Below are 12,393 nucleotides of genomic sequence, written 5' to 3' on the forward strand. Positions count from 1 at the left end.
CCGCCTCCGTTTTTGGCGGCCGGCCCGTGGGGGGGGCGGTGCGGTTGTGCGCTAGGGTCGGTAAGGTCGGCGGGGGGCGGGCCCCCCCCGGGGGGGGGGGGGGGGGGCCCCGCCGCCCCCCCCCACCCCGCTTCGTGTGTGCCTCAGCACACTCTCCCTTCGCAGGTCAACGGCAAGTTGACGGGCGTTCGCGGAGCGTGGTGGACTTCCGGGGCCATCTACGGCAGCAGGAGAGGAAGCCGGTGCGAATCCGGCGCGGTCCCGCCACTGTCACCGGGGAGTGATCCCCGCGAGCCAGGAACTCTCGCCGCCGGTCTCTTCCAACCAGGGCGTGGACACCCTGAGTGAGGACATATCGCCATGCGCGGCTGCCAGTTGCGGGTGCTCCCGCCGAGGACGAGTACAAGGGTTCCGTTCGCCGTAGCGGCGTGCTGACCGTGCGAGCCGAGCGCGTCTTCGCGTACGGCAGCGCCGCCGGGCTCCTCGGTGACCTCCTGTTCGGCGATCCGCGCCGCGGGCATCCGGTCGCCGCGTTCGGGCGGGCCGCGGGTGCCGTCGAGCGAGTGCTGTGGAGTGACCACCGAGGGTGGGGCGCGCTGCACACCGCCGTGTGCGCCGGGGGCGCCGCCGTCGCCGGTGGCCTCGCCGCGCGCGCCGTGCGCCGCTCCCCCGCCGCCTCCGTCGCCCTGACCGCCGCCGCCACCTGGGCCGTCGTCGGCGGTACGTCGCTGGGGCGCGAGGCGCGCGCCATCGGGGGCGCGCTGGCCGCCGGTGACGTGGACGCGGCGCGCGAGCGGCTGCCGCATCTGTGCGGGCGTGACCCGCAGGCCCTGGACGCGGACGGGATCGCGCGGGCCGTCGTCGAGTCCGTCGCCGAGAACACCTCCGACGCCGTCGTGGGCGCGCTCGTGTGGGGCGCCGTCGCCGGCGTACCCGGGCTCGTCGCCTTCCGCGCCGTGAACACCCTGGACGCCATGGTCGGGCACAAGTCGGCCAGGTACCGCCGTTACGGCTGGGCCTCCGCGCGCCTCGACGACGTGGCCGGCTGGCCGGGGGCGCGGCTGACGGGCGTACTCGCCGCGGTCGCGGGCGGCCGTCCGCGCGGCGCGCTCACCGCGTGGCGCGAGGACGCGCGGCTGCACCCGAGCCCCAACGCCGGTGTCGTCGAGGCCTCGTTCGCGGGGGCGCTCGGCGTGCGGCTCGGAGGCACGTTGTCGTACGGCGGGCGGGTCGAGCACCGGCCCGTGCTGAACGCGTCGGGCCGGTCCGTGGAGACCGCCGACGTCGAGCGGGCGGCGCGGCTCTCGCGGCGCGTGAGCTGGCTGGCCCTCGGCGTGTGTGTCGCCGGGCGGGCACTGTTGCGGAGGGGGAAGTCGTGAGTGGTGGCGGACTGCTGGTGGCAGGAACCACGTCCGATGCCGGGAAGAGCGTCGTCACCGCGGGCATCTGCCGGTGGCTGGTGCGGCAGGGGGTGAAGGTCGCGCCGTTCAAGGGGCAGAACATGTCCCTCAACTCCTTCGTGACGCGCGAGGGCGCCGAGATCGGCCGGGCGCAGGCCATGCAGGCGCAGGCCGCACGCGTCGAGCCGAGCGCCCTGATGAACCCCGTGCTGCTGAAGCCGGGCAGCGACCGGAGCAGCCAGGTGGTGCTCATGGGCAGACCGGTGGGCGAGTTGAGCGCCCGCGGGTTCTTCGGGAGGTCCGGGCCCGAGGCGAAGCCGCTGTCAGGTGCGGTGTCCCCCGGGAAGGCGCTGCACGGCGGCAGGCAGGCCGCGCTCCTCGACACCGTCGTGGGATGCCTGGAGGAACTCCGGGGCAGCTATGACGCCGTGATCTGTGAAGGAGCGGGCTCTCCCGCCGAGATCAACCTGCGCCGCACCGACATCGTCAACATGGGGATCGCGCGGGCCGCGCGGCTGCCCGTGCTCGTGGTCGGCGACATCGACCGCGGCGGCGTCTTCGCGTCGTTCTTCGGCACGACGGCGCTGCTCGCCCCCGAGGACCAGGAGCTGCTGGCCGGCTATCTGGTGAACAAGTTCCGCGGGGACGTCTCCCTCCTCGAGCCCGGCCTCGACATGCTCAAGGACCTCACGGGGCGCGCCACGTACGGAGTACTGCCCTTCCAGCACGGCCTCGGTATCGACGAGGAGGACGGTCTGCGCGTGTCGCTGCGCGGCTCCGTGCGCGAGTCACCGACGACGGCCCCCGTCGGCGAGGACGTGCTGCGCGTGGCCGTGTGCGCCGTGCCGCTGATGTCGAACTTCACCGACGTGGACGCGCTGGCCGCGGAGCCGGGCGTCGTCGTGCGGTTCGTCGACCGGGCCGAGGAGCTCGTCGACGCGGACCTGGTCGTCGTGCCGGGAACCCGCGGCACCGTCAAGGCACTTCAGTGGCTGCGCGAGCGCGGCCTCGCCGACGCCCTCGCGCGCCGGGCCGCCGAGGGGCGCCCGGTCCTGGGGATCTGCGGCGGTTTCCAGGTGCTCGGCGAGCGCATCGAGGACGACGTCGAGTCGCGCGCGGGCACGGTGGACGGGCTAGGACTGCTGCCCGTACGGGTGCGGTTCGCGCGCGAGAAGACCCTCGCCCGGCCCGTCGGCGAGGCGCTCGGCGAGCACGTCGAGGGCTACGAGATCCATCACGGAGTCGCCGAGGTCGACGGCGGCGAGGCGTTCCTGGACGGGTGCCGCGTCGGTTCCGTCTGGGGCACGCACTGGCACGGCTCGCTGGAGGCGGACGGCTTCCGCCGGGCGTTCCTGCGCGAGGTCGCGGCCGCCGCGGGCCGCCGTTTCGTGCCGGCGCCCGACACGTCGTTCGGCGCGCTGCGCGAGGAGCAGCTCGACCGGCTCGGCGATCTGATCGAAGAACACGCGGACACGGACGCGCTGTGGCGGCTCATCGAGTCCGGCGCTCCGTCAGGACTGCCTTTCATTCCACCGGGAGCGCCCGCATGAGCACAGTGTTGTTGTTGTCGACCGCAGACACCGATCTGCTGGCGGCCCGGGCCTCCGGCGCCCCCTACCGGATCGGGAACCCGACCCGCGTCGACGTACAGAGCGAACTGCCGGAGCTGCTCGACGGAGTCGACATCGCCGTCGTACGGCTCCTCGGCGGCAAGCGCGCCTGGGAGGACGGGCTCGCGGCGCTGAAGGCGTCCGGCGTGCCGACCGTCCTGCTCGGCGGCGAGAGCGTCCCGGACGCGGAGCTGATGGCGGAGTCGACCGTGCACGCGGGCGCCGTGGCCGAGGCGCTGCGCTACCTCGTCGAGGGCGGTCCCGGCAACCTCGTCGAGCTGGCCCGCTTCCTCGTCCAGGACGTGCTGCGGGGCGGGCACGGCCGGGCCGGTAGCACGCCGGAGCGGCACAGCGCCGAGCCGCGGAAGATGCCCGAGTACGGGGTGCACGGCCGCCGTGCGCGCGTCGAGGGACGCCCGACGGTCGGCGTGCTCTTCTACCGCGCCCACGAGCTGTCCGGGAACACCGCGTTCGTGGACACGCTGTGCGACGCGATCGAGGCCCGCGGCGTCAACTCCCTTCCGGTGTACTGCGGTTCGCTGCGCGGCGCCGACCCCGGCCTGTATGAGCTCCTCGGCGGGGCCGACACCCTGGTCGCGACCGTGCTCGCGGCGGGCGGCACACACGCCTCGCAGGCGTCCGCGGGCGGCGACGAGGAGGCCTGGGACATCGGCGCGCTCGCCGACCTCGACATCCCCGTCCTGCAGGGCCTGTGCCTCACGTCGTCGAAGGCGGTCTGGGAGGAGTCGGACGCGGCCCTGTCGCCGATGGACGCGGCGATGCAGGTCGCGATCCCCGAGTTCGACGGCCGGATCGTCACCGTGCCGTTCTCCTTCAAGGAGGAGGGCCCCGACGGCGTCCCCGTGTACACGGCCGACCCCGAGCGGGCCGCGCGTGTCGCCGGGATCGCCGTGCGCCACGCCCGTCTCGGCCACAAGCCGAACGGCGAGAAGAAGCTCGCCGTCGTCTTCACCGCCTACCCCACCAAGCACTCGCGGGTCGGCAACGCGGTGGGCCTCGACACGCCCGCCTCCGCCGTCCGCGTCCTGGACGCGCTGCGCGCGGCCGGATACGGCGTCGACGGCTACCCGGACAACGGGGACGAGCTGATCCACCGGCTCATCGAGGCGGGCGGCCACGACGTCGAGTGGCTCACCGAGGACCAGCTGGCGTCGGCGCCCGCGCGGGTGCCGCTGGCCGACTACCGCGCCTGGTTCGACAAGCTGGCGCCCGAGCTGCGCGACGGGATGCTGGAGGCGTGGGGCGAGCCGCCGGGCTCCCTCTACGTCGACGGCGACGACATCGTGCTCGCGTCCCTGCAGTTCGGCAACGTCGTCGTGATGATCCAGCCGCCACGCGGCTTCGGCGAGAACCCCATCGCGATCTACCACGACCCGGACATGCCGCCGTCGCACCACTACATGGCCGCGTACCGCTGGCTGGAGAACAGTTTCGGTGCGGACGCCGTCATCCACATGGGCAAGCACGGCACGATGGAGTGGCTGCCCGGCAAGGGCCTCGGTCTGAGCGGGAGCTGTGCGCCCGACGCGGTCCTCGGCGAGCTGCCGCTGATCTACCCGTTCATCGTGAACGACCCGGGCGAGGGCACGCAGGCCAAGCGCCGCGGGCACGCCACGGTCGTCGACCACCTGGTCCCGCCGATGGCCCGCGCCGACACGTACGGCGACCTGGCGAAGCTGGAGCAGCTCCTCGACGAGTACGCGCTCGTCTCCGATCTGGACCCGGCGAAGGCCCCGGCCGTGCGCGCCCAGATCTGGACGCTGGTGAAGGCCGCCGAGCTCCACCACGACCTGCATGTCGACGAGCAGCCGGACGACGGTGACTTCGACGAGTTCGTGATGCACATCGACGGCTATCTGTGCGAGATCAAGGACGTGCAGATCCGTGACGGTCTGCACATCCTGGGCGGCGGCCCGGTCGGCGAGCCGCGCGTGAACCTCGTACTCGCCGTGCTGCGCGCCTCGCAGGTATGGGGCGGCGCCGCGAACGCGCTGCCCGGCCTGCGGGCGTGCCTGGCCGAGCACTTCGGCCTGGTGGAGAAGGAGCTGCTCGGCGAGCCCGGCGCGCCGGTGAAGGTGCCGGACGGGCTGACGGACCTCGCCGACGGTCCCGCCCGCAGCGCCGCCGACACGATCGACCTTCTGGAGCAGCTGTGCCGGCGCGCGGCCGAGGGCATGGAGGAACGCGGCTGGGACGCCGCGGCCGTCCCCGCGCTCGTCCGGGACGTCATCGGGACCGAACTCCCGGATGCCGTGGCGGTGTTGGAGTTCGCGTGCCGGGAGGTCGTGCCCCGGCTCGCGCGCACCACGGACGAGATCGGGCACATTCTGCGGGCGCTCGACGGCGGGTACGTGCCCGCGGGACCGTCCGGGTCGCCGACGCGCGGCCTGGTCAACGTGCTGCCGACGGGCCGCAACTTCTACTCCGTCGACCCGAAGGCGATTCCGTCGCGGCTGAGCTGGGAGGTCGGGCAGGCGCTCGCCGACTCCCTGGTGGCGCGCTACCTCGCCGACACGGGCGAGTACCCCAAGTCCGTGGGCCTGACGGTGTGGGGCACCTCCGCGATGCGTACGCAGGGCGACGACATCGCGGAGATCCTCGCGCTGCTCGGCTGCCGCCCGGTGTGGGACGACGCCTCGCGCCGTGTCACCGGCTTCGAGATCGTGCCGGCCGCCGAACTCGGGCGCCCGCGCATCGATGTGACGGTCCGCATCTCCGGTTTCTTCCGTGACGCGTTCCCGCACGTCGTCGGTCTGATCGACGACGCCGTGCGGGCCGTCGCCGCGCTCGACGAGAGCCCCGAACAGAACTACGTACGGGCCCATGTCGAACAGGACACGGTCGAGCACGGCGACAGGCGGCGGGCCACGGCCCGGATCTTCGGGTCGAAGCCGGGAGCGTACGGGGCGGGTCTGCTGCCGCTGATCGACGCCCGCAACTGGCAGTCCGACGCGGACCTCGCCGAGGTGTACGCGGTGTGGGGCGGCTACGCGTACGGGCGCGGGCTCGACGGCCGGGCCGCGCGCGGCGACATGGAGACGGCGTTCCGGCGCATCAACGTGGCGGCGAAGAACGTCGACACCCGCGAGCACGACCTCGTCGACGCCGACGACTACTTCCAGTACCACGGCGGCATGGTCGCCATGGTGCGGCATCTGACGGGGGCCTCCCCCGAGGCGTATGTCGGCGACTCCGCCGTGCCCGACCAGGTGAAGACCCGCACGCTCGGCGAGGAGACCCACCGGGTGTTCCGGGCCCGGGTGGTCAATCCGCGCTGGATGGCCGCGATGCGCCGCCACGGCTACAAGGGCGCCTTCGAGATGGCCGCCACCGTCGACTACCTCTTCGGGTACGACGCGACGGCCGGCGTGGTCGACGACTGGATGTACGAGAAGCTGTCGGCCGAGTACGTCTTCGACGCGGAGAACCAGGACTTCATGAAGAAGTCCAACCCGTGGGCTCTGCGCGGCATCACCGAGCGGCTGCTGGAAGCGGCCGAGCGCGGGCTGTGGGCCGAGCCGGACGCGCAGACGCTGGAGCGGCTGCGGGCCATGTATCTGGAACTCGAGGGCGACTTGGAGGGCGACGACCAGTGAGTACCCCCTATCCGTTCACCGCGCTCGTCGGGCAGGACGACCTGCGTCTTGCCCTGCTGCTGAACGCGGTCAGCCCCGCCGTCGGCGGTGTGCTCGTGCGCGGCGAGAAGGGCACGGCCAAGTCGACGGCCGTACGCGCTCTTTCGGCGCTCATGCCGGAGGTCGAGGTCGTCGCCGGGTGCCGGTTCTCGTGCGCGCCCGGCACGCCCGACCCCGCGTGCCCGGACGGGCCGCACCCGAGCGGCCCCGGCACCTCGCGCGCCGCCCGCATGGTCGAGCTGCCCGTCGGCGCGTCCGAGGACCGGCTCGTCGGCGCGCTCGACATCGAGCGGGCGCTCGCCGAGGGCGTCAAGGCCTTCGAGCCGGGCCTCCTCGCCGACGCGCACCGCGGGATCCTGTATGTCGACGAAGTGAACCTGCTGCACGACCACTTGGTGGACCTGCTGCTCGACGCGGCCGCGATGGGCGCCTCGTACGTGGAGCGCGAGGGCGTCTCCGTGCGGCACGCCGCGCGCTTCCTGCTGGTCGGCACCATGAACCCCGAAGAGGGCGAGCTGCGCCCGCAGTTGCTCGACCGGTTCGGCCTCACCGTGGAGGTCGCCGCCTCCCGCGAGCCCGACCAGCGCGTCGAGGTCGTCAAGCGGCGCCTCGCCTACGACGACGACCCGGAGGGTTTCGCCGGGAAGTGGGAGCAGGAGGAGTCAGCCGTACGGGCGCGGATCGTCGCGGCCCGTGACCTGCTGCCTTCGGTGCGGCTCGGTGACGCCGCGCTGCGCCAGATCGCCGCGACCTGCGCCGCGTTCGAGGTCGACGGCATGCGTGCGGACATCGTGATGGCGCGTACGGCGACCGCGCTCGCCGCCTGGGCGGGCCGCACGGACGTGCTGGCCGAGGATGTGCGGCAGGCCGCGCTCCTGGCGCTGCCGCACCGCAGGCGCCGCAACCCGTTCGACGCGCCGGGGCTCGACGAGGACAAACTCGACGACACCCTGGAGGAGTTCGGCGGGCAGGACGACGAGCCCGATCCTGACGGTGACGGCGGAGGGGACGGCGGCGGGGACGGCCCCGGCGGCGGTGGCGGGCAGCCGCCGCAGGACGCGCCCGAGGGCGACGGCCCCGACGCGGGCGACGACCGGGCCGCCGACATCCCCGCGCAGGGCGAGCCCTCCGACAGCGGCGAGCGGAAGGCTCCCGCGGGCGGCGGCGAGCAGACGGCCGCACGGGCCTCCGAGCCCTTCCGTACGAAGATGCTCAGCGTGCCCGGACTCGGTCAGGGTGCCGCCGGACGGCGCTCGCGGGCCCGTACGGAACACGGACGGACAACGGGTGCGCGGCGCCCGCGTGGCGCGCTCACCAAGCTGCACCTGGCGGCGACCGTGCAGGCCGCCGCCCCGCACCAGCGGGCGCGGGGACGTTCCGGCCCCGGGCTCGTGGTGCGGCGTGACGATCTGCGGCAGGCGACCCGGGAGGGCCGTGAGGGCAACCTCGTGCTGTTCGTGGTCGACGCCTCCGGGTCGATGGCGGCGCGGCAGCGGATGAGTGCCGTGAAGGGCGCTGTCCTGTCGCTGCTCCTCGACGCGTACCAGCGGCGGGACAAGGTGGGGCTCGTGACGTTCCGCGGCTCCTCGGCCGACGTGGCGCTCCCGCCGACGTCGTCCGTGGACGCGGCAGCCGTACGGCTCGAGTCGCTGCCCACCGGTGGGCGTACGCCGCTGTCCGCGGGGCTCCTCAAGGCGCACGAGGTGCTGCGCGTGGAGCGGCTGCGGGACCCGGCGCGCCGGCCGCTCGTCGTCGTGGTGACCGACGGGCGCGCGACGGGCGGGCCGGAGCCGGTGGCGCTCGCGGGGCGTGCGGCGCGGCTCCTCGCCGCCGAGGGAACGGCGTCGGTCGTCGTGGACTGCGAGTCGGGTCCGGTGCAGCTCGGGCTCGCCGGTCGGCTGGCGGGCGAGCTGGGCGGGACGGCGGTGACGCTCGACGAGCTGCGGGCCGACTCGATCGCCGGGCTCGTGAAGGAGCGACAGGCACAGGGTCTGCAGTCGAACAGCAGGAGGGTCGCGTAATGCCTCAGGGACAGCCGAGCGTCGTGCCGGACGACGGGCTCACGACGCGGCAGCGGCGCAACCGGCCGCTCGTCGTCGTCCACACCGGCATCGGCAAGGGCAAGTCGACGGCGGCCTTCGGGCTCGCTCTGCGCGCCTGGAACCAGGGCTGGCCGATCGGGGTGTTCCAGTTCGTCAAGTCGGCGAAGTGGAAGGTCGGCGAGGAGAACGCGCTGCGCGTCCTCGGCGCGAGCGGCGAGGGCGGGACCGTCGACTGGCACAAGATGGGCGAGGGCTGGTCCTGGGTCCAGCGCGACGCGCAGATGGACAACGAGGAGAAGGCCCGCGAGGGCTGGGAGCAGGTCAAGCGCGACCTCGCCGCCCAGACGTACCAGCTGTACGTGCTCGACGAGTTCGCCTACCCGATGCACTGGGGCTGGATCGACACGGACGAGGTTGTCTCCGTGCTGCGGGACCGGCCCGGGACCCAGCACGTCGTGATCACCGGGCGCAACGCCCCGGAGAAGCTGGTGGACTTCGCGGACCTGGTCACCGACATGTCCAAGGTCAAGCACCCGATGGACGCCGGCCAGAAGGGCCAGAGAGGCATCGAGTGGTGAGTACGTCCCTGCCTCGGCTCGTCATCGCCGCGCCCTCGTCGGGCAGCGGCAAGACGACCGTCGCGACGGGTCTGATGGCGGCGTTCGCCGGGCGCGGGCTCGCCGTGTCACCGCACAAGGTCGGGCCCGACTACATCGACCCCGGGTACCACGCCCTGGCCACGGGGCGTCCGGGGCGCAATCTGGACGCGTACCTGTGCGGGCCCGAGCTCGTGGCGCCGCTCTTCGCGCACGGGGCGCGGGGGTGCGATCTCGCCGTCGTCGAGGGCGTGATGGGGCTCTTCGACGGGGCCTCCGGCCAGGGGGAGCTGGCGTCGACCGCGCACGTCGCGAAGCTCCTCCGGGCGCCTGTCGTGCTGGTCGTCGACGCGTCGTCGCAGGCCCGGTCCGTGGCCGCGCTCGTGCACGGTTTCGCGTCGTTCGATCCTGAGGTGCGGCTCGCCGGGGTGATCCTCAACAAGGTCGGGTCCGACCGGCACGAGGCGATCCTGCGGGAGGCGCTGGACGAGTCGGGGGTGCCGGTGTTCGGCGCCTTGCGCCGGGGTGCGGACGTGGTGACTCCCTCCCGGCACCTGGGGCTTGTGCCGGTGGCGGAGCGGGCGGCCGAGGCGGTTGCCGCCGTTGCCGCGATGGCCGAGCTGGTACGGGTCGGGTGTGACCTGGACGCGCTGTACGCCGTGGCGCGCAGTGCTCCGTCGCTGGGGAGTGCGGGTTGGGACGCGGCCGAGGCTCTGGGGTCTCTCCCCCGGCCCGCCCCTTCCCGGGACCTCGGCCCTCGGACGCCGGACGGTCCGAACGGGCCGAACGGGCCGGACCGCACCGTGGAGGACAAGCCTCGCGTTGCCGTGGCCGGCGGGCCCGCCTTCACCTTCTCCTATGCCGAGCACAGCGAGCTGCTCGCCGCCGCGGGAGCCGAGGTCGTGACCTTCGACCCGCTTCGGGACGAGCAACTCCCGGACCGGACAAGGGCGTTGGTCATCGGTGGGGGATTCCCGGAGGTGTACGCCTCCGAGCTGTCCGCCAATGAACCGCTGCGCAAGGCCGTCGGTGAGCTCGCGCGGTCCGGGGCTCCCGTCGTCGCCGAGTGTGCGGGGCTGCTGTATCTGGCGCGCTCCCTGGACGGGCGGCCGATGTGCGGGGTCCTGGACGCCGACGCGCGCATGTCGGAGCGGCTGACGCTCGGGTACCGCGACGCCGTGGCCGTGTCCGACAGCGTGCCGGCCGCGAACGGGACGCGGGTGCGCGGCCATGAGTTCCATCGCACCGTCGTCGAACCCGGCGCCGGCGCCACCCCCGCGTGGGGCATCACGCGTCCCGAGCGGCGCGTCGAAGGGTTTGTGCAGGACGGGGTGCACGCCTCGTACCTGCATGTGCACTGGGCCTCCGTGCCCCAGGCGGCGCGACGCATCGTCGCGCGGGCAACCGAAGTCGCGCGGGCAACCGAAGGAGTCACCCCGTCATGACCGACATCACCACGCACCGGCTGACCGGCGTCGGCGTGGGTCCCGGTGACCCCGAGCTCGTGACCGTGAAGGGCGTGAACGCCCTGCGCGAGGCCGCCGTCGTCGTCGTACCGGTGATGGCCGCCGACGACGGGACCGACGGCGGAGAGCCCGGCCGCGCCGAGGCGACCGTCCTGCACTACGTGCCCGCCGACAAGGTCGTCCGCGTGGTCTTCGCGCTCAACGAGCGCTCCGACCGGGCCCGGCGCGAGGCAGCCTGGGACGCGGCCGGTGAGCGCGTCGCGGCGCTCCTGCGCGAGAACGGCTCCGTCGCGTTCGCGACGATCGGCGACCCGAACGTGTACTCCACGTTCACGTATCTCGCCCTGACCGTCGGGGAGCTCGTGCCCGGGACCGTCGTCGAGACCGTGCCGGGCATCACCGCCATGCAGGATCTCGCCGCGCGGTCCGGTGCCGTCCTCACCGAGGGCACCGAGCCGCTGACGCTCGTTCCGGTGACCGCCGGTTCGGCCGTGCTCAAGGAGGCGCTCGCGGGGCCTGGCACCGTCGTCGCGTACAAGTTCGGACGGCTCGCCGGCGAGGTCGCCGATGCGCTGCGTGAGACGGGGCGGACGCAGGACGCCGTGTGGGGGTCCGCGCTCGGGCTGCCCGAGGAGTCCATCCGGCCCGCCGCCGAACTGGGCGCCGATGCCGCGCTGCCGTACCTGTCGACGCTGATCGCGCCCGCGCGGCGCGACGGCGGACGGGGCGGGAAACTGTGACGCGCCGGGGAGCGGACCCGGCGCTACTGCCCCGCCGTGCCGATCACCAGCCACATCAGGGCGGCACCCGCGATCGTGCACAGCAGCGTGGAGCGCGCCGGGTGGTGGTGGCTGGCCTCGGGCAGGATCTCCGCGGCCGCGATGTACAGCAGAACGCCGCCGAAGAACCCGAGGTAGCAGGCGAGGGCCTGCGCCGGGATGGTGAACAGCAGCGTCGACGCGGCCCCCACCACCGGGGCGAGCGCGTCCGCGCCGACCATCGCGAGTGCCTTGCGGCGGGCGTTCCCGTAGGCGCGCGTGATCGTGTACGTGTTGAAGCCGTCCGCGAAGTCGTGCGTGATCACGGCGAGCGCGACGGTGTACCCCATGGTGCTGCTCACCTGGAACGAGGCGCCGATCGCGACGCCGTCCGCGACGCTGTGCCCGACCATCGCGGAGGCGGCCCCGAGGCCGACCTGGGGCACCTGCTCCTCGCCCTCCTGCGCCCCGTGCGCGGCCTGGCGCAGGGCGAGCAGCCGCTCGACGATGTGGGCGACGAGGAAGCCCGCGACAAACAGGAGCAGCGCGGCGGGCACTCCGTAGATCTCGTCGCCGGCGCCGTGCAGGGCTTCCGGCAGCAGGTCGAAGCCGACCACGCCGAGCATCAGGCCGCCGGCGAATCCGAGCACCAAGTGGCGCCGGTCGGTGACGTGGTGAGCGGTCCAGCCGCCGACGAGTGTCATCACGAACGAGCCAAGGGCGACGAGGACGGCCATGGTCCCTTGCTAGCGGATCGGTCCCGGCCGCGCACGCCCGGGTCCGGCTGAGCCACACCTTCCGACCCGTCCGATACCGCTCCCGTACCTCCGTACGACCGAACCGCGTACGAGCCCGTACGACCCAT

8 protein-coding genes and 1 riboswitch are annotated in these 12,393 nt (G+C 73.5%); of the genes, 7 read left to right on the plus strand and 1 reads right to left on the minus strand.

Annotation, left to right across the window (positions count from 1 at the left end; all coding sequences use genetic code 11):
• The first annotated feature begins 183 nt into the window (after positions 1–183).
• Positions 184–325, plus strand: a riboswitch (cobalamin riboswitch).
• Between the two features lie 112 nt (positions 326–437).
• Genes ACFC96_RS32640 through cobI form a run of 7 tightly spaced genes read left to right on the plus strand, consistent with a single transcriptional unit; the run spans position 438 to position 11,510 of the window.
• The gene (locus tag ACFC96_RS32640) at positions 438–1,379 is read left to right on the plus strand and encodes a cobalamin biosynthesis protein (protein WP_116502811.1); all 942 of its coding nucleotides are present in this window, start codon (positions 438–440) and stop codon (positions 1,377–1,379) included.
• Positions 1,376–2,950 (plus strand): cobyric acid synthase, encoded by a 1,575-nt coding sequence (locus ACFC96_RS32645; RefSeq protein WP_376615559.1) that lies wholly within the window; start codon positions 1,376–1,378, stop codon positions 2,948–2,950. Before ACFC96_RS32640 ends, ACFC96_RS32645 begins: the two co-directional genes overlap by 4 nt.
• The gene (gene cobN / locus ACFC96_RS32650) at positions 2,947–6,627 is read left to right on the plus strand and encodes a cobaltochelatase subunit CobN (protein ID WP_376615561.1); all 3,681 of its coding nucleotides are present in this window, start codon (positions 2,947–2,949) and stop codon (positions 6,625–6,627) included. Before ACFC96_RS32645 ends, cobN begins: the two co-directional genes overlap by 4 nt.
• Positions 6,624–8,687 carry a putative cobaltochelatase gene (locus ACFC96_RS32655; protein ID WP_376615562.1) on the plus strand — a complete coding sequence of 688 codons (2,064 nt, stop codon included), beginning with the start codon at positions 6,624–6,626 and terminating at the stop codon, positions 8,685–8,687. Before cobN ends, ACFC96_RS32655 begins: the two co-directional genes overlap by 4 nt.
• A complete protein-coding gene (cobO, locus tag ACFC96_RS32660; RefSeq protein ID WP_376615564.1) occupies positions 8,687–9,286 on the plus strand; it encodes a cob(I)yrinic acid a,c-diamide adenosyltransferase in 600 nt (199 codons plus the stop codon). Before ACFC96_RS32655 ends, cobO begins: the two co-directional genes overlap by 1 nt.
• Entirely contained in the window at positions 9,283–10,749 is a 1,467-nt protein-coding gene (locus ACFC96_RS32665; protein WP_376615566.1) for a cobyrinate a,c-diamide synthase, read from the plus strand. Before cobO ends, ACFC96_RS32665 begins: the two co-directional genes overlap by 4 nt.
• The gene (cobI, locus tag ACFC96_RS32670; protein WP_376615568.1) at positions 10,746–11,510 is read left to right on the plus strand and encodes a precorrin-2 C(20)-methyltransferase; all 765 of its coding nucleotides are present in this window, start codon (positions 10,746–10,748) and stop codon (positions 11,508–11,510) included. Before ACFC96_RS32665 ends, cobI begins: the two co-directional genes overlap by 4 nt.
• 23 nt (positions 11,511–11,533) lie before the next feature.
• On the opposite strand, the gene ACFC96_RS32675 is transcribed toward cobI, so the two are convergent.
• Positions 11,534–12,265: a ZIP family metal transporter gene (locus ACFC96_RS32675; protein WP_376264135.1), complete on the minus strand. Its 732-nt coding sequence runs from the start codon at positions 12,263–12,265 to the stop codon at positions 11,534–11,536.
• Positions 12,266–12,393: the final 128 nt, after the last annotated feature.

The sequence above is a fragment of the Streptomyces sp. NPDC055955 genome, assembly GCF_042270245.1.
Classification (GTDB): domain Bacteria; phylum Actinomycetota; class Actinomycetes; order Streptomycetales; family Streptomycetaceae; genus Streptomyces.

Bases quoted from the DNA above. Each gene is read 5' to 3' on its own strand.
- cobO (WP_376615564.1), top strand. From the start codon at position 8,687: ATGCCTCAGGGACAGCCGAGCGTCGTGCCGGACGACGGGCTCACGACG.
- cobN (WP_376615561.1), top strand. From the start codon at position 2,947: ATGAGCACAGTGTTGTTGTTGTCGACCGCAGACACCGATCTGCTGGCG.
- cobI (WP_376615568.1), top strand. From the start codon at position 10,746: ATGACCGACATCACCACGCACCGGCTGACCGGCGTCGGCGTGGGTCCC.
- ACFC96_RS32675 (WP_376264135.1), bottom strand. From the start codon at position 12,265: ATGGCCGTCCTCGTCGCCCTTGGCTCGTTCGTGATGACACTCGTCGGC.